This window comes from Nocardia sp. CY15, from assembly GCF_009829295.1.
Classification (GTDB): domain Bacteria; phylum Actinomycetota; class Actinomycetes; order Mycobacteriales; family Mycobacteriaceae; genus Nocardia; species Nocardia sputi.
Genome location: NZ_VUOT01000033.1, coordinates 1 through 18,340 on the forward strand (window position 1 = coordinate 1; position 18,340 = coordinate 18,340).

General features: G+C 66.7%; 12 protein-coding genes and 1 pseudogene. 5 read left to right on the plus strand and 8 right to left on the minus strand.

The window, feature by feature from the left end:
- Together GVY39_RS27575 and GVY39_RS27580 are read right to left on the minus strand one after the other, a co-directional pair.
- Nucleotides 1-2,014, minus strand: a pseudogene (locus GVY39_RS27575) (DNA-directed RNA polymerase subunit beta); the annotation flags it as partial.
- 408 nt (nucleotides 2,015-2,422) lie between these two features.
- Nucleotides 2,423-2,842 (minus strand): DUF6223 family protein, encoded by a 420-nt coding sequence (locus GVY39_RS27580; protein WP_159929623.1) that lies wholly within the window; start codon nucleotides 2,840-2,842, stop codon nucleotides 2,423-2,425.
- A gap of 216 nt (nucleotides 2,843-3,058) precedes the next feature.
- Here GVY39_RS27580 and GVY39_RS27585 point away from each other — a divergent pair, with 216 nt between their 5' ends.
- Nucleotides 3,059-4,165: a sensor histidine kinase gene (locus GVY39_RS27585; protein WP_159929625.1), complete on the plus strand. Its 1,107-nt coding sequence runs from the start codon at nucleotides 3,059-3,061 to the stop codon at nucleotides 4,163-4,165.
- Nucleotides 4,162-4,824 (plus strand): response regulator transcription factor, encoded by a 663-nt coding sequence (locus GVY39_RS27590; protein ID WP_159929627.1) that lies wholly within the window; start codon nucleotides 4,162-4,164, stop codon nucleotides 4,822-4,824. The genes GVY39_RS27585 and GVY39_RS27590 overlap by 4 nt, the downstream gene beginning before the upstream one ends.
- 52 nt (nucleotides 4,825-4,876) lie before the next feature.
- On the opposite strand, the gene GVY39_RS27595 is transcribed toward GVY39_RS27590, so the two are convergent.
- The 4 genes from GVY39_RS27595 to GVY39_RS27610 form a co-directional block, all read right to left on the minus strand.
- Nucleotides 4,877-5,077 (minus strand): DUF6186 family protein, encoded by a 201-nt coding sequence (locus GVY39_RS27595; protein WP_159929629.1) that lies wholly within the window; start codon nucleotides 5,075-5,077, stop codon nucleotides 4,877-4,879.
- The gene (locus GVY39_RS27600) at nucleotides 5,074-5,487 is read right to left on the minus strand and encodes a hypothetical protein (protein WP_159929631.1); all 414 of its coding nucleotides are present in this window, start codon (nucleotides 5,485-5,487) and stop codon (nucleotides 5,074-5,076) included. The genes GVY39_RS27595 and GVY39_RS27600 overlap by 4 nt, the downstream gene beginning before the upstream one ends.
- A gap of 18 nt (nucleotides 5,488-5,505) precedes the next feature.
- A complete protein-coding gene (locus GVY39_RS27605; RefSeq protein ID WP_159929633.1) occupies nucleotides 5,506-6,279 on the minus strand; it encodes a TIGR02206 family membrane protein in 774 nt (257 codons plus the stop codon).
- A gap of 202 nt (nucleotides 6,280-6,481) precedes the next feature.
- On the minus strand, nucleotides 6,482-6,781 hold the full coding sequence (locus tag GVY39_RS27610) for a hypothetical protein (protein WP_159929635.1): 300 nt from the start codon (nucleotides 6,779-6,781) through the stop codon (nucleotides 6,482-6,484).
- Nucleotides 6,782-7,171: 390 nt separating this feature from the next.
- Here GVY39_RS27610 and GVY39_RS27615 point away from each other — a divergent pair, with 390 nt between their 5' ends.
- Genes GVY39_RS27615 through GVY39_RS27625 form a run of 3 tightly spaced genes read left to right on the plus strand, consistent with a single transcriptional unit; the run spans nucleotide 7,172 to nucleotide 15,814 of the window.
- The gene (locus tag GVY39_RS27615; RefSeq protein ID WP_236565709.1) at nucleotides 7,172-8,527 is read left to right on the plus strand and encodes an acyltransferase domain-containing protein; all 1,356 of its coding nucleotides are present in this window, start codon (nucleotides 7,172-7,174) and stop codon (nucleotides 8,525-8,527) included.
- Nucleotides 8,524-14,103, plus strand: a complete 5,580-nt coding sequence (locus GVY39_RS27620; RefSeq protein WP_159929639.1) for an SDR family oxidoreductase — start codon at nucleotides 8,524-8,526, stop codon at nucleotides 14,101-14,103. Before GVY39_RS27615 ends, GVY39_RS27620 begins: the two co-directional genes overlap by 4 nt.
- 4 nt (nucleotides 14,104-14,107) lie before the next feature.
- Nucleotides 14,108-15,814, plus strand: a complete 1,707-nt coding sequence (locus GVY39_RS27625; protein ID WP_159929641.1) for a hypothetical protein — start codon at nucleotides 14,108-14,110, stop codon at nucleotides 15,812-15,814.
- A 234-nt stretch (nucleotides 15,815-16,048) separates the two neighbouring features.
- Here the strand turns inward: GVY39_RS27625 and GVY39_RS27630 are convergent, their stop codons facing one another.
- Together GVY39_RS27630 and GVY39_RS35380 are read right to left on the minus strand one after the other, a co-directional pair.
- Complete coding sequence (locus GVY39_RS27630; RefSeq protein ID WP_159929643.1) at nucleotides 16,049-17,032, minus strand: IPT/TIG domain-containing protein; 984 nt, start codon at nucleotides 17,030-17,032, stop codon at nucleotides 16,049-16,051.
- A 480-nt stretch (nucleotides 17,033-17,512) separates the two neighbouring features.
- Nucleotides 17,513-18,112: an STAS domain-containing protein gene (locus GVY39_RS35380; RefSeq protein WP_159929647.1), complete on the minus strand. Its 600-nt coding sequence runs from the start codon at nucleotides 18,110-18,112 to the stop codon at nucleotides 17,513-17,515.
- Nucleotides 18,113-18,340: the final 228 nt, after the last annotated feature.

Below are 18,340 nucleotides of genomic sequence, written 5' to 3' on the forward strand. Positions count from 1 at the left end.
GATTCGACCGAGCGAACTTACGCATCCGATAGGACTTACGCGTCCCGTCATCAGCCATCACCGTGACGTAGTCGGCGGAAACCTCCTCCACCACACCGGCCTTCTCGTTCACCACGACATCACCGGCATCGATCGCGGCACGCAACTCCATACCGGTGCCCACCAGCGGGGCTTCGGTGCGGATCAGCGGCACGGCCTGCTTTTGCATGTTCGCGCCCATCAGGGCGCGGTTGGCGTCGTCGTGCTCGAGGAACGGGATCATCGCCGTCGCGACCGACACCATCTGACGCGGCGACACGTCCATGTAGTCGACCTCGGCGCGATCGACGAGCTCCACCTCCGAATTCCTGCGGCGCACCGGAATGCGGGCGGCGACGAGACGTCCCTCGGCGTCGAGCGGCTCGTTCGCCTGCGCCACGACATGCAGATCTTCTTGGTCGGCGGACAGGTAGTCGACCTCGTCGGTCACCCGGCCGTCGATCACTCTTCGGTGCGGCGTCTCGATGAAGCCGAACGGATTGACCCGCGCGTACACCGACAGATAACCGATCAGCCCGATATTCGGGCCTTCGGGCGTCTCGATCGGGCACATCCGGCCGTAATGGCTGTAGTGCACATCGCGGACTTCCAGACCTGCGCGTTCGCGAGTCAGACCCCCCGGCCCGAGCGCGGACAGGCGACGCTTCTGCGTCAGACTGGCGAGCGGGTTCCGCTGATCCAAGAACTGCGACATCTGCGAGGTTCCGAAGAACTCCTTGATCGCGGCGACGACCGGGCGGATATTCATCAGCGTCTGCGGCGTGATCGCCTCGATATCCTGAGTCGTCATCCGCTCGCGGACCACGCGCTCCATCCGGGACAGCCCCAGCCGGAACTGGTTCTGGATCAGCTCGCCGACCGTGCGCAGGCGACGGTTGCCGAAATGGTCGATGTCGTCGACCTCGACCGGTACCTCGATGCCACCGGGTGCGGTCATCACGCGATCACCTGCGTGCAGCCGCAACAGGTATTCGATGACCGTGACGATGTCTTCCTCGGTGAGCACCCGGGAGCCGATGACTTCGCCGGTGTGGATGCCGAGTTTCTTGTTCATCCGGTAGCGACCCACGCGCGCCAGGTCGTAACGCTTCTCCTTGAAGAACAGGTTCTCCAGCAGCGCCTGCGCGGACTCCTTGGTCGGCGGCTCACCCGGACGCAGCTTGCGATGAATGTCGAGCAGTGCCTCGTCGGTGCCCGCCGTGTTGTCCTTCTCCAGGGACGTCGTCATGATTTCGGAGAAACCGAACCGTTCGGTGATCTGCGCGCTGGTCCAGCCGAGTGCTTTGAGCAGGACCGTCACCGGTTGACGCCGTTTGCGGTCGATGCGAACGCCGACGGTGTCGCGCTTGTCGATGTCGAATTCCAGCCACGCGCCGCGCGACGGTATGACGCGCACACCGTGCAGGTCCTTCTCCGTGGCCTTGTCGACGGAGTGGTCGAAGTAGACCCCCGGCGAGCGCACCAGCTGCGAGACGATGACACGCTCCGTGCCGTTGATCACGAATGTACCTTTGTCGGTCATCATCGGGAAGTCGCCCATGAAGACCGTCTGGCTCTTGATCTCACCAGTGTTGTTGTTGATGAACTCCGCCGTGACGAACAGCGGAGCCGCGTAGGTCATGTCCTTGTCTTTGCATTCCTCGACCGAGGCTTTGACTTCCTCGAAACGCGGTTCGGAAAGCGTCAGCGACATCGTGGCGGCGAAGTCCTCGATCGGGCTGATCTCCTCGAGCACCTCCTCCAACCCGCCCGCGGGTGAATCGCCGCGCGCCGCTGCCCGTTCGCGCCAGGCGGGCGCACCGATCAACCATTCGAACGATTCGGTCTGCACGTCCAGCAACGGTGGAACATCCAGCGGCTCATGGAGTTTGGCGAACGATACCCGCTTCGGAGCCCCCTGGATCGCGGTGTCTTCGGGTATTCCTGCATCGATTTCTGTCTGACTCGAGACTGCCAAGACGCGTCCTTCCAGCACCTCGCGCCGCCCACGCGTTCACGCGGTCGTCACGGTATCTGCTTGTCCTGTGGGCTGTATTTCACCTTGCGCACCGTGCCGGAGGTGGCCCCAACATGCCTCGACAACAACGGGCAGAAAGCGGCACGCGTCCGTGCCACTTTCTGCAGTCATTCCGTATTTCGAGAGTCGGACAGCACGCACCCCGGCGCGAAGTCTCAAATTACACCCAAACTCGACCGTTGTCGAGGACACGAACAAATAGGCACTCGATTAGCGGTGCCTTCCCGAATTAATAGTGACATCTCCGGATGCCATTCGTCAAGTCCATCGGCGGTAATCTGCCAACCCTTTCACACCGGCGGAATATCCCGGTCGTGACGTGAACCCCCGCCCCGGCCTCGACGGCCATCGCGTCACGGTCGGCAGTCAGACGGTGCGACGGGAGCGGGTCCGCGCCAGCCAACCGAGGACCGTGGCGACCACCCCGATCATCAGGGCCGCGAAGCCACCGACTATCCCGTTGCCGGTGCCGGGCCCGCCGTCGGCGGCGGCCACCACCAGCCCACCGAGGAGCACACCGGTCAGCCCCGCCACCAGGGCCGCGGCTGCCCACCCTCCTCGATTGCCGATGCGGATTCGACCGGACGGGCGGGCCAGCGCCACCACTCCGGTGACCACTCCGGCGAGTGCCACCAGTGCGGCCACCGCGCCTACGAATCGCCCGCTGGTCACGACGTAGGAATCGACAGCGGCCGCACCGGCCGAGACGGTCGCGGCCGCCGGTGTGGCCAGCGAGAGACTTCCGAGCGAGGCGAGCGCGGCGGCGAACAGAGAGCGGACGAACATGGGGTGCTCCTTCATCGTAGGATCGGACGCGCTCGATCATGTCCGCTCAACCCACCGGCGATCATCCTGCCCGCGAAGACAATTCGTGCTGCCACCGATGCCGTAGCCCGCTGCCGCGGAATACCGCGACGGTGGTGCGGATACCGCCGGCGCGGTAGGCGATCGATACTTCATGCGCGGGAGTCGCCCGCGCGCAGATCCGGCTAGGGTGCTCGCATGCGCACGCGACGGATCGGGGACTGGGCGATCGCCGTCGGCGTGGCGGCGACGTTGCTGGTCGCCGGACTGTCCGGGCAACACTCCCCCACGAACCTCGACCTGTTGGGCTACGTGTTGTTGACGACCGGCGGTCTCGCGTTGGCCGCGCGCCGCCGGGCTCCGGTCACCGTGCTGGCCGTGACCGGGTCGTGCGCGCTCGGTTATCAAGCGGCCGGATTCGACGTGCCCGCGGTCGCGTTCCTGTTCGCGGTGTACGCCGCCGTACGGGCGGGGCACCGCACGGTGACGGTGGCGGCGTCGGTGGTCCTGCTGGCCGCCCTCCCGCTCGCGGCCCTGGTCTCCCTGCGCGACATGAGCGAGGCGTTTACGCAGGCGCGAGGCGCTCTCGAGCTGGCCTGGCTGATCGCGGCCGGTGCGGCAGGAGAGGCGCTGCGGCAGGCCGAGCGACGGGCGGACGAGGCCGAGCGCACCAGGGAGGAGGCCGCTCGGCGCCGCGCCGACGAGGAGCGGCTGCACATCGCGCGGGAGCTGCACGACTCGCTCACCCACCACATCTCGGTCATCAAGGTGCAGTCCGAGGCTGCCGTCCATGTCGCCCGCAAGCGAGGTGACGAGGTGCCGGAGGCTTTGCTGGCGATCCGGGAGGCCGGTCGCGAGGCTGCCAGGGAACTGCGAGCGACCCTGGAGGCGCTGCGCGACGATGTCAAGAACCCGCCGCAGGGGCTCGACCACGTCCCGGAACTGGTGGAACGGGCGCGCACCACCGGTCTGGACGCCACTCTGACGATCGAAGGGCATCCCCGCGACCTGCCCGCGGCGGTGGACCGGACCGTCTACCGGATAGTCCAGGAGTCGCTGACCAACATCGCCCGCCATGCCGCCGCCACCGTGACGTCGATCCGGATCGACTACCGCCCCGACACCTTGGTCATACGAATCGATGACGACGGCAAGGCCACGCCCGGCACCGCACCGGCTCCCGGCGTCGGGCTGCTCGGGATGCGCGAACGCGTCACCGCCCTCGGTGGTCGCCTGCGCGCGGAACCACGCAGCGAGGGCGGCTTCCGCGTACAGGCCGAACTACCCGTGGATCGAACGTCGTGATCCGCGTCCTGCTGGTAGACGACCAGCCACTCATTCGCAGTGGATTCCGCGCGCTGCTCGACCTGGAGGACGACATCGAGGTGGTGGCCGAGGCCGCAGACGGAAGCGAGGGCCTGGCTTTGGCCAGGCAACACCTGCCCGACATCGCACTCGTCGACATCCAGATGCCGGTCGTCGACGGCATCGAAGCGACCCGGCGCATCGCCGCGGACCCCGCCCTGTCCGCGGTGCACGTCGTCATCCTGACCAACTACGGCATGGACGAATACGTCTTCAACGCGCTGCGCGCCGGCGCGGCCGGCTTCCTGGTCAAGGACATCGAGCCGGAGGACTTCCTCCACTGTGTCCGCGTCGCCGCGCGGGGCGACGCGTTGCTTGCGCCCTCGATCACGCGCCGACTGATCAACCGGTACGTCACCCAGCCGCTGGTCACCGAAGTCGGTAGCGGGGTGAAGGAACTGACCAACCGCGAACGTGAGGCCGTCACGCTGGTGGCGCGGGGACTGTCCAACGACGAGATCGCCGACCGGATGGTGATCAGCCCGCTGACCGCGAAAACCCACATCAACCGAGCCATGACCAAGCTCCACGCCCGCGACCGCGCGCAACTCGTGGTCTTCGCCTACGAATCCGGCCTGGTCACCCCGCGCGACTCCTGATCAGCACCGTTCAAGTGGCCGGCCGGAACCGCCACCGGCGGCGGACCGGCCGCTACCGCGCGAGAAAATGCCAGCCGAGCCATGCCCACAGCACTACAGCGGCAATCCTCGCTGCCCGAGCGCGGAGGAGGTAGGCGACTGTTTCGCCCAGGGGCGCGATCAGGTCGCGGCGCACGTGCGTGACGACGACGGCGCCGAGCGTGGCACCCAGCAGCAGCGCGAAGCCGACGACGACGATCTCCCGATCGTTCATCTCGACACCAGCCACCAACCGGCACCCAGCCAGACCAGCCATCCCACGACGCGCAGCGGCCAGTGTTCGAGCGCCGGATCCAGCAGCGTCGACAATGTCGGGTGGTCGTCGCTGGCCCGGCTCCAATCCGGTTGCCGCACGAACGCGTACACCTCCCACGCCGATCCCGCGATCAGCAGCGCCGACCAGACGACCACGCCGCGCCGCAGCCGCTCGGTACGGGGAACCGGGGCGGGCGCCGCGCGCCGAGCCAGCACCGAGATCACGGCCGCCGACACCAGTACCAGTGCGGTAGCCGACCCACTGAACGGCCGGGTGGCGGCCCCGCTCACCGCGAGCACGGCACCGATCGCGAGCAGCGCGGCACGCCGACCGAATGGCCGTTGTGGACGCGCCGGTTGCGTTGTCACGTTGGCAGAGTAATGCCCTCAGCGGCTGGATCCGGGCAGGTGAGGCCGGTGGTTTCCCCACCGGTTCTTCCACGCGCGGCGAGCATGGGTGGGTGGCCTCGGTGCCATCGCGGTCCACGGCCAGGTCATCAGAGCCCACACGGCGAGGAGCAGGGCGGCCACGGTTACCAGGTACCAAGGCCAGGGGCCGAGCACGTCCAGCAGCGATGCGGTGGCGGGTTTGCCGTTGACGAATCCGTAATTCGTGCCCGCTATCGAGTTGAAGACAAAGGTCACCGCCACCCACACGACGGTGACGGTCACCGCCAGCCAGTAGCTTCGCCAGTCCGGGTGCATGCCGATGCCCCAGGTCAGGTAGATGGCCGCCCAGACCACCACCAGGTGGATCGCCCAGAAGGCGAGGAATTCCGGATGCGGGAAGTCCGGGCTGTTCAGCGCGGGTGACACGAGTGCCTGCGTGCTCAGGGTCAGACACCAGTAATAGGTCAAGGCGTACGCCCAGGGCCGGTGCGACCACAGGGCGTACGCGGCGACCATGCTCGCGAGATCGGTCAATCGCAGCGGTACCGAGCGCCCGATAGTCGGTGGGATCATCGCGACGAGGTAGATCACCAGGTACAACGCCAACGTGGTGGCACCCGCGACGCGGCCGAATCTACGCGCGCTCTCAGGGCTGCGGTGCCTGCGTCCGACGCGGACGACCAGCGCCGCCCCGACCGCGAAGATGGCCAGCACCACCCAGTGCGATGGCCCGTATGCGAAGAACTCCCGCTGCGCCGATGGCGGGTTCACCCAACCGATCTTATAAGGGCGGGCACGCCCCGCTGAGATATTCGTACAGTCCCGAATTGCCTACCGCCGAGAGCAGCAGGTTCGGGGTTCGAGTCCCTGATGGCGCACAATCATCCCAGGTCACGCGGGGCCATCCGGCCTGACCTGATCTCATCTCGGAACGTGACAAAAGTACACCGATGTCTCCGGGCCCAACTTGCGGTCAGGCGGTCCAGCCCAGCCCCTTCTCCACAACAGCCGTGGAGTCCGGTGCCAGCTCCGCCGACGCTCTGCGCCCTCTCTCGGGAGTGCCCTGACCGCTACGCCACAGTCTTCGCATCCGACCCTCAGCGATCAGCGTGGCGACCGTCTTCCGGAATGTGTATTGCGTTACATCCTTGTCGAGCGTGCCGTGCGCGCCGCGCCAGGTGCGGTTGAAGTTGTGGGGACCACGCAGCACTCCACCGCGTCCAGGAAACACAAGAGTGGTCTTGCCGTCCACCTGCACCACGTCGCCGCCCACCTCGCGCAGCGCCTTCGAGCCGCCCGATCAGCTCAGGGTCACCCCCTCACCGGACCCCCGCCCTGAGGGACACGTGCGGGAGAAGGTCAGAACACGACTTCGCAATACGGTCGATGTAAAGGGGGGTTGCCCTTTCGCGATTTTTCGGTGACGGATCTTGTTCGGCTTCCACGACCGTCGCCATACCAGCAAACTCCATGATGTTGCCAACGATGTCAACTCGACGCAGTGCCGATCTTGTCGACCGGGATCCAGCGCTCGGGTGCAGTTCGTCGCGAAGACGCTGTTCGTCGGCCCCCTCCGATGCTGGTTCGCAATAAAACATGCTGCGCAACCGTTTTCGCTACTCTTTACGGTGAGCAGCCGAGACGATCCACAGGAGAACTTGGGATGTTGCAGACCAACGATCGGACGGTTTTCCTTTTCCCTGGCCTAGGGGCATATTCTCCCGCGGCACTACGTTCAGCCGCCCTCGACCACCCGTGGGTGGCCGATGAGCTGGACAAAATCGACTACGCCGCAGCGGATTACGGTATCCCGGCGGTGCGGCCCGTCCTCCTCGGAGAGCAGGAGCTGTCGATCGAGGACATGCTGACTCGGCCTGCCGCACACCTGCAGTTGGCGATCTTCGCGACTTCCATTGCCACACATAAGATTCTGATGGATTCTGGTGCACGGCCGCGCGCGCTGGTCGGACACAGTTTCGGCGAGATCGCGGCGCTGGTGTCATCGGGCGCGTTCACCCTCGCGGACGGGGTTTATCTGGTGTGGGCCCGCGCACGCGCGCTCGAGCCCTGGGAGGGGCGCGGCGCGATGGCCGCGATCAGCGTGGACGTGGAAACCGCCGCGCACATCATAGGTGCGCTGGAGGCACCGGAGCTGGTGGTCGCCTGCGTCAACGCACCGCGGCAAACGGTGCTCAGCGGCCCAGTCGAAGCGATCGACGCGGCCGAGCCCGTCGTTCAGGCACTCGGGGCCTTCTTCACCAAGCTCTATCTTCCCTACGCATCGCACCACCCGTCGATGCACCCGGCCGCCACCGCCTTTGTGCAGCTGACCAGCGGAATCGCCCAGCATCATCTGGAAATTCCGGTCATCTCGCCGATCCATGGACGCCGCTATACCGATGACGATGATCTCACGACGCTGCTCGGACAGTGCCTCGTGCTGCCGGTGCGGTTCACCGACACCATTCGAAACCTGCATGAGCACGGGGTATCTCGCTATGTCGAGGTGGGTGCGCTGCGGGCATTGACCCGGTGTGCCGAATTGACCGTGCCCGACATTCAAACCTACGCCCCGTTGTCGGACCCCGGGCAGGCGGTCGCCGAGCTCGCCGCCGCCGCACGCGGCAACGGCGCGGTCACCCCGCAACATCGCCCGGCGATGTCTGCGGTACTGGCCACCGAGGCGGCGCCCGTCCCCGAACCCGTGGCACCACCGCCCACATCCGCGGCAACACTTCCGCACGAGCCAGCGCCCCAGCGCGCGGCCCGGGACGACGTTACTCGACGGCTGCGAGCCCTGTATGCCGACCTGCTCGAATACCCGCCGGATGTACTGACCGAGGACGCGATGCTGGAGGCGGATCTCGGTGTGGACTCACTCAAGCAGACCGCCTTACTGACCAAGGTCATCGAAATGTTCGAACTCACCCGCCCCCCAAACGGCGTCACGGTGCTGGATTACCCCTCACTCGGACATATCGCCGAATGGGTGCTGCAACAACGACAGGCAGGCCGATGACCCGGCTCGGTGGCCTTGTCGTCCTGGTCACCGGTGGGGCGCGCGGCGTCGGCGGCGCCATCAGCCGGGCTTTCGCAGCGCAAGGCGCGCATGTCATCGTGAACTATTTCCACGCCCGCCAGGAGGCTCCGGCACTCGTCGATGAAATTCGCGCCAACGGCGGTTCGGCCGAGCTCCTGCGGGCGTCGGTGCTCGAGCAAGATCAGGTCGAGGCGATGTTCGCCACTGTCGAGCGACGGCACGACGGGTTGGATGTGCTGGTCAACAATGCCGGCGGTGGCGCGCTCGGCCGCATCGACGAGATCGCGGACCACTACTGGGATCGGGCCTGGAATACCGGTCTGCGGGGCAGTCTACGCTGTGCCCGTGCAGCTGCTCCGCTGATCCAGCGGCGCGGCGGGGGCGCAATCGTCAACCTGTCCTCACTCGGCGGCGGGCAACTGGTGATGCGCGGATTCAGTGCGTGCGGCACCACCAAAGCCGCCGTGGAAGCGCTCACCCGCTACCTGGCTGTCGAATACGCACACCTGGGAATCCGGGTCAACACAGCGGCTTTGGGCGTGTTGGATAGTCCTGCGGTCGAGCTGTTCCCGGATGCGGAACCGTTCATGGCGCGGGTGCGCGAGGCCACTCCGCTCGGGCATCGGCTGGGCAGCATGGCGGAAGCAGCCGAGCTGGTGGTATTTCTGGCCTCACCCGCCGCCTCGTGGATCACCGGGCAATGCGTGCTGGCCGACGGTGGGCTGTCACTCGGTTCGATGTCGCTGTCACCACCCGAACCCGTACCGCCACCCGAACCTGTGCCACCGGTCCAGAAGTCGATCCGGATCAGCGATCCGCAACCGCCGCGGCCCGAACCGGACAGTGCGGCGGTGATCGCGATCGTCGGCATGGGCGCGGTGGCACCCGGCGCCGCCGATCCGGAGGAACTGTGGAGGGTGCTGTGCGGCCCGGAGAATGTGTTCACCGACCCAGTGCGATTCGACCCCGATGCCTTCTACTCCGCCGACCCGTCGGCGCCCGATCGCAGCTACACCAAGAAATCGGGGTTCATCACGAACTTCGTTCCCGGCCCTCAATTGCGCGCAGAACTCGAACAGGGCATCGTGCCCAGCCGTGAGGCGACCACGCTGTGGCTGCGTCAAGCTGTACAGCAAGCATTGAGCACTGTCACGCGCGGGCGGCACGATCGGTTTTTCGTCGCACTGGGTTTTACCGCCGACGGCAGCCAGGATCTCGAACAGCGCCTGGTGCTCTCCGGCTACCTGCGGCGCATCGGGGATCGATTGCCACCGCAGGCGTACGAGCGCCTGCGCGCTCACTACACCGGCGCACCCCACCCCGGCCTCGCACAGTCACCCTATGAATTCCTGCCGCACCGTATCGGCCGCAACGCTATTGCCGGTCTGGTGCCGGAGAGGACCGAACTGGTGATGGTGGACACGGCGTGCTCCTCGTCGTTGTACAGCCTCGACCTCGCTGTCAAAGCCTTGCGAGAGGGCAGCGCCGACGTGGCATTGTGCGGAGGGGCCTTCGGCTACTCCGCACGCAATATGGTGCTGTTCTCCAAGCTCACCGGGCTCTCGAAGTCCGGCGAGGTGCGGTGCTTCGACCGGGACGCGAGCGGAGTGCTGTTCTCCGACGGAGCGGGCGTCGTGACCCTCAAGCGTCTGAGCCGGGCACGCAGCGACGGTGATCGGATACTCGGCGTGCTCGAGGGCGTCGGGTTGGCCTGCGACGGCCGCGGCAAGGCCATCTACGCGCCCAATCGGGTCGGGCAGGGGTTCGCCGTGCGGCGCGCGTACGCCGACGGCGTCGTCGACCCGGCTGACCTCTCCTGGATCATCGCGCACGCCACCGGCACCCAAGCGGGGGACAGTACGGAACTCGGTGTGTTGAACGAAGTCGTCGGCGACGGCCCGCCCGCGGCGCTGTCGTCGAACAAAGCGATTCTCGGGCACACTGGTTGGGCCGCCGGAGCGATATCCCTGGTACAGGCGTTGTCCGGGCTGTCGTGTGATCAAGTTCCAGCACAGCGCTACCTGGCCGACCCGATACCCCAGCTCGAAGGCAGCCGCTTCCGTCCGTCCGCCGAACCGGCGGCCCTGCCGGGCCCGCGTCCGCGCCGGGTCGGCATCAACGCTTTCGGTTTCGGCGGCACCGACGCCCATATCGTCGTCGGTGAGCACACCGACGACACGCCCCTGCGGCGTCCACGACCGAGAATCGATACCGAGGATATCGTCGTAATCGGCTGGGCTACCAATCTTCCCGGTGATCCCGATCATGAAACGGTCACGGCCTGGCTGCGCGAGGGACGGCAGCCGCCGGATCTCGGTTTCGGCGCGGACTATCCACTGCCCGACTTCGCTCGGGTGCCATTGCCACCCGCCACGCTTCGTAACCTGGACCGCAGCCAAATCATGGTGCTCAATGCCGCATCCCGTTTGCCGCAGGACATTCGGGCCGCGTGCAGCCGACTGCACGACACAGCGGGTGTCGTGGCCGCGCATGTCGGGCCGACGCGCCGAGGTGTCCATTACGCGTTGCGCTGCTATCTGGGCGATCTCGAGCGTTGTCTGGCAACGGATTCCCAGTCTCCGGCCGCACGCGTGCTCGGCGAGCTCGGCGAACAGGTCCGCGCGCTGGTGCCGACAAGCACCGAGGACTCCTACCCCGGCCTGATGCCGAACATCATCGCCGCCCGCCTGGCATCGCTGTGGGATCTGCACGGCCTGAACATGACCATCGACACCGGCTTCGATGCGGCGCTGGATGCCGTGCGTACCGCGGAACGTCATCTGCGCCACCGCACTCTGGACCTGGCACTGGTCGCCGCCGTCAATGGCAACAGCTGCCCGGAGCTGGCCGAGGTGCTGGCCGACGGCGGCGAGCACCGCCCACTCGCCGAGGGCGCGTTCCTGATCGCCCTCGGTCGCGAATCGACAGCTCGTGCTGAGGGGCTTCCGGTACTGGCGAGACTACGTACCGAATTCGGGCCCAGAGATCCGGCTACCCACCCGGACACCGCCGCACCACTGCGCACTGGGGACCGCACCTATGTCGCAGGCGACGCGATGCTCGCCCTGCTCACGCGGATCGTCGCGGCACCGGGGACGGCTCGTATCGGCAGCCGCGCCGACTGGGGCGTGCAACTCACCGTCGCCACCGAAACGAGCAGTGCGCCCTCCGTACCGGCTGCCGTCGAGTCACCTGTGCAACCTGTACGGTGGGAACTGGCCGACTCGCCCGCCCGGCGCGTTCAGGCCACGCTACCTGCGGTGCCACCGGGATCCCTGCTGCTGGTCGAGGATCCGGCGTCGGCGCCCGTAGGCGTCGACGCTCGCATAGTCGTCGTGCCCACGGTCGCCGGTTCGCTCCCCTCCGCCACCGCACTCGCGGCACTGCTGCCGGACAGCGACATCGCACACATTCGCATCATCACCTCCCTGGGCGCCTCGAGTACGAGCACGACCGATCTCAGTGCGCTGTCGCGTATCCGAGTACTGCACGACTTGGCGCATCTCGCCGCCGCACGGTGGCGAGCCGGGCCGGGGGACAGTTTCGCTGTGCTGCTGGTGGACTCAGTGCGTGAAGAATTGGTGCACCCGGCGGCCGGCCCATTCACCGGGCTGGTCAAGAGCCTGGCTCGGGAAGCACCGGCGACAACCTGTTTCGCCGTCCTCACCGAGTCCGGTGATCTTGCTGCCGGGCTCGAGTTGCTGGCGGCCGAATCAGGCCGGCTCCAGGACTTCGCCGTAAGTGTCCATTCGGGCCGCCGACGGCTCGCCTATCGATTGAGCGACCATCCGCCGTCGGGCGCACCCGCTGAAGCGCTCGGGCCCGCCGATGTGGTGGTCGCCACCGGTGCCCGCGGCATCATCGCGGAAATCTTGGCCACCCTCGTAGAAAACGCTTCTCCGACCGTCTATTTGCTCAGCACAACCGCACCCGCGCCGACCGCGCAGGTGCCATCCCGGGCCGATTTCATCGCGTCCCGCCGGGCTGCCGCGGCCGAGCTGGAGTTGGCCGAGCTGACCAGGGAATACGCCCGGCTTCGGGCCGCCGCGCAGACCCGTTCCACCCTGCAGCGGCTCGCAGACCGCTGCGGCGCGACCAAAGTTCATCACCTGACCTGCGATGTCACCGACGCGGCGGCGGTCGGCGCCGCGATCGATCGGGTGCATGCCGTGCACGGTCGGGTGGATTTGCTGATCAATGCGGCAGGCGTGCACCACGGTGGGACCGTGCGATCCACGACACTGGACCATGCTCGGCGCGTCCGCGATACCAAACTGCTGGGCTATCTGGCCCTCCGCCAGGCATTCGCAGGAAGGCCACCTCGACGTTGGCGCAATATCGGCTCCCTGCTCGCAGTCCTGGGCTGGCCCGGCGAAGCGGATTACTGCGCGGGCAATGACCTACTCGATCACACTGCACCATGGGCTGGCCGTTTCGGGCCCTGCCCCGAAGGTACCCTCGCGATGCCACTGTGGGACGAAAGCGGGTTCGCGGCCGAACCCATGACCCGCGAAGTGCTACGCCGCCAAGCTGCATTGACACCGGTGTCGAACCGCCAGGGCTGCCAGCTGTTCGTCGCCGCGCTCGATACCGGATCCGACGCCGCGACGATCACCTATCTCGGTCCGGCCGAACGCAACCTGATCGCTGGCGATGCCGTTCGACCACCACAAGTACCACCGCGGCCCGCTCCCCCGCCGCGGCTGCTCGAGCCCGAGGGCCACCGGTCATCGCTCTTCCGGCCCGAGCTGGCGGGCCGAGACCACCATCTCGTCCACCATCTGCTCGCGGGGCGGCCGGTGGTACCTGCGGCCATGATCGCGATGCTCGCCGCAGAGGCGGCGGCCGGCTCCAGCGGCCGAATCCCGACCGCGATAGCGAATCTAGCGATTCACCGGCCGCTCCACGGCGGGCACCACGGCTACCGGCTCACCGTCGAGGGCGAGACCGGCGGCAGCACGGCGCTCGTGCGGATACACAGCGAGCTACCGGTGCGACTTCCCGGTACACATCGGCATCTCCTGCACGCAGAGGCGACGATACTATTCGAGCCCACCCGGCCGTCCGCGTCGAATATAGCCGTGCCCGTCGGTGATCCGGAATTGGTTCGCCCGCCTTGGTACGAGCCCGGCGGGTTGCTGACGCTCAGCGGGCCATACCTGTCGCTGAGCGAGGTCGCGCTGTGTGGCCGGGTCGCCACCGCGACGTTCGCTCACTCCGGACACGGTTACCGCGCGGCGGAGGGTCCCCCCTGGCCCATCTTGCTGCTCGACAGCCTGATTCAGCTGAGCGTCATCGCACTGCACGGAGCGAATCGGGTCGGTTCGGTGCCGATCGGCATCGGCCGCCTGCGACCACTCCCGTTGGCAGGTCCACCGGCCGGCTCCTCGATCATGCTGCGGGCTGACTCTCGTGGGGCAACGGCCTACGGAACCGGCGACGTCCCACTGCTGGAGCTGACCGGGCTGGTGACACACCCGCTGTCTGGTCACATCCCGGACCGGCCCGCGCCATCGGCGTCCGAGAGCCACTCTCCCTCAGCGCAGCGGCGGTGACACCATGGACCTCATAGACTTCGTGCGAGGCGGTCTCGACAACTCCCGACATGAGCAAGTGTGCCGCGCTATCCCCGCCGAGTTCTTCGAATACCCCGATGACCTGGCGCCGTCCGCACGGCATGAACTCACCTATCGGCGACTGCGGCGCGCTGGGCTCACTGCGCCGGCGGCCGGTGAACTGCTGGCGGATCCGCCGCTGCTGTGTGCACTGCTGGAACGTGCCGCGGTGGCAGACCCGGCGTTGTTTCACCTCATGCTGCTGCATTACACCCTCGTGCTGGCACCGATCGTACATTTCGGGGATACGAACACCGCACCGATCCAACGCGAGTTGACGGCGATGCAGTCGTTCGGGGTGGTGGCGATGACCGAGGCCGGCCGCAGCAACAGCCATCTTGCACCCGCGACCATCGCCCGGTTCGAACCGCAGAGCAGGAACTTCGTGCTGAGTACCCCTACGCCCGCGGCAAAGAAATTCCCCACGACAGCGGGGCATCCGGGCACCCCCAAGACAGCGGTCGTGTATGCGCAGCTGGTCGTCGGTGACCAACCCTGTGGCGTATTCATTTTCGTCGTCCCTCTCCGCGATGAATACGGAGCGACCACAGAGGGTGCACGTATCGTGCCCGCGCCGAATGGGCATGCGCTTCCGATCGACTGCGCCGCGATCGAGTTCAACGAGATGCGGATTCCCTATTCGGCCTGGCTGGCCGCCGGTGCCCGAATCACGCCCGACGGCACCTTCCACGATCCGAATCCCCAAGCGCGGCTGTCGTTGTCGATGTACGCCGCGCCGACGGTCTGGCGAGCCGTGATTTCCGCGAGCGCCGCGATCAGCCGAGCGGCCGGTGTCGTACTGCTACGGCACTCGGTCAACCGCGTCACCATGGGCAAACTGGCGCCCGGCTACCCCTTGCTGGGGATGCGCAATCAACAGGATGCGGTGCTCACCGCCTTGTCCCGCGCTTATGCGCTGACTGCGATGGCAAACCACGTCAAACACCGTTCCACCGTGGATAACGCGCCGGCCCCGAACTCGGCCTGGACACCATGGGCGGCGGTGGATGTGACACTGCCACTACTCAAATCCGCCGCGACCACCACGGCCGAGGAGACGGTGGCGCTGTGCCGATTACACTGCGGCGCAGCCGGATTCACCGCCACCGATCAGCTCAACGGCTATCGCGGCCTGCTCCACGGCTACCGCACCGCCGCAGGTGACAACCAACTCATCAACTACGACACCGCGCGCGCGATGGTCGAAGAGACCGGATATCAGCCGCCAGCCGAAGACGACGGTCCCTTCGAACTGTCCTTCGACGGATGTCTGCGTGCCGCCAGGGATTTGGAACGTCGCCTGCTGCGCCAGCTGACCGCACGCATCGACGCGCACGATCCGTTCACGGCATGGAACGCGAACTTCCGGCTGGCCGAACACACGGCAACGGCTTTCGCCGACCGCGCCATGCTCGAGATCCTCGGGCGAGAGCAGCCATCGCTGCACCCGTTATGGCATTGGCTGGGCCTGGATTGGGCCGAACGACGGGCCGCTCTCCTGCTCGACCAGGCGACCACCTCCGGTCCACTGCTCGACCAGATCGAGAAAATGCGCACCGACCTGCGAGAGCAACTCATACCTCGCGCGGCCGAATTGGCCGCCGCATGCGAACTCCCAGAACTCGAACGCCCCCCGTTCTGGGACATCTGACCCCAGCGCGGAGGTGGCTGTCTACGGCGTGGCTCGAGTGTGCGATGGACCCGACCGGGAAGGGGTGAACACAGGAAGAACCCGAACCCGCGAACGCAGTTCGTGGTTCGAATCAGCCGGCACCGGCGTGTCCGGTCCCTCTACCGCCGGGTGACCGAAGGGACCGGCCCGGAACCAGGTCGGCCCCCTCGGTGATCACGCCCGCCCCGGCTCGCGCCGGGAACGGTCGTGCTCTCAGACGTAGATATAAGTAACCGCGTTGCTGGTACCGCCTGCGGCGGTGACGGTTACCGGGACGATCCCCAACCCTGCGGGAGCGACCGCGGTGATCTGCGTATCCGACACGACCGTGAACGAAGCCGCCGGGACGAAACCGAAGGACACCGCTGTAGCACCGGTGAACCCGCTACCGGTCAACGTGACCGTCGTTCCGCCGGTCACCGGCCCCGAATTCGGAGCGATCGCAGCCAGCGCGGGGACCGACACATACGTGAACGGCAGCCCGGCGCTCGTACCCGCGGCGGTGGTCACGGTGACTGGCACCGTACCCGTCCCCGGAGGAGCGATCGCGACGATCAGCGAGTCCGACAACACGAAGTAGAACGTCGCAGGAGTAGCTCCGAACTTCACCGAACTGGCGCCGGTGAACCCGGTGCCGGTCAACGTGACCACGGTTCCCCCGGTCGCCGGGCCGGAACTCGGACTGATCGAAACCAGCGTGGGCACCGACAGATACGTGAACGGCAGCCCGTTACTCGTACCCGCGGGAGTGGTCACGGTGACCTGCACCGTGCCCGTCCCCGGGGGCGCGACGGCCACGATCTGCGTATTCGACACCACGGTGAACGAAGTCGCCGGTGTAGCGCCGAAATTCACCGCCGTCGCACCCGACAGTCCCACCCCGAAGATGATGACCGTGGTTCCCCCGGCGGGTGATCCCGTGCCCGGAGTCAGCGCGAACAGGATCGGCGGCAGCACGTAGGTGTAGGGAACCCCGTTGCTTATGCCGCTCGGCGCGATGACGATGACCGGGACCGTACCGATCCCCACCGGAGCGACCGCGGTGATCTGCGTATCCGATAGAACCGTGAACGATGGCGCGGGAAGAAAACCGAAGAACACCGCGGTGGTGCCGGTGAACCCGCTGCCGGTGATGCTCACGCTGTTGCCGCCGGTGACCGGTCCCGTGGTCGGCGATATCGAAGTGATAGTAGGCATGATCCTGCCTCCTCGTCGATGTGGTGAAGAGGGGGTCGCGGTATGTGCGGATTTCTCCGCACCGGGGTGCCGACTCCTGCCGTGGCACGGCTCTATCCAGTAACACCCCGGCACCCCCACGGAGGCAATGCATTCGGGGATCCGTTTTCGTCCGTTTTCGGATTCAGCGCCGTACGTCGCTATCCCGGACGTTCGGAATTCGTGTCCATGCCGCACAGTGCGGGATGCCGCTGGCCAGGCCGGTGACGGAGTCGATGTCTCGATATTCGCGCGCACCTTCGGGCGAATCGTACGGCACGTGTGATGTTCTCGGTGGCAGGGAATTCGAGTCGAAGATTCGAAATCAAAGGCCAGACGTGACCGGCTTACCAGAAGATCTGCTCGCGACGACCATCGAGGCCGAGCGCGCGATCCAGCGCACGTGCTACCGCTTCTTCCGAATCGCCGACACACAGGAATGCGAACGGTTCAACGAGCATTTCACACCGGACGTTGGGCACCGGTGGCGTCGTCCGGCGAGACACGCCCCGGTGTCGATTCTCGCCGCTGCGCTCTGCTGCCCGATCTACGGAATCCGGCTGCCGGTGCGGCGGAGTCGGTTTGCGCGGTGAGCCGTGCGGTGCGTGGCATAGCGTGATGGGGCCGGGGTGGGCGAAGCAGGAGCGCGGTGAGGGCGCTGACAACGGTCGAATGGATCGGCAGCCGGGCCATGACCGGGTCGGCGGCGGCGATCCTGGCGATCGCAGGGCTCGGGCTCACCAAACTCACCGAGGTCCCGCCGCTTCGACAGCGGTCGGCTTCCCGCGCGAGCGTCTTTACCGCACGGCAGGAGAGAAATTCGAGCTTGGTCGTGTCCACAACCAAGCCACAGGACGAAGCCTCCGCACACTCGACGGCCCGGCTTATGTCCTGCTGCCACACATTCAGGGTGAATGCGTCGGCGATGCCCCGAGTCGACATCACCACCGCTGGGCCCTGCCGTCGCAGACTGCTGGACAACCGGGTCCGTGGATCGGCGACCAGGCCTGCCGCAGGTGGCCGCTCGGAGTTGGACGGGCAGGGGTCGGATGGAGAATCCATGACGCTCCCGATTCGATTCGAGCGCCCCGCGGAGCACTCCTGAGCCAGACCGCCCTGCTCTTGTGAAGACGCACCTGGACAACCGTCCTATCACGCCGCGCCAGGTCCGGAGGGCAAAGCGCTCGAGTTCACCAGCCCGAGACGAAAACGAGATCCATTTGCTCCGCGATCGCCTCATCACGCGTTCGCGAGGACGAATCCGCGGGCACCGGCGAACCCGCTGCAGCC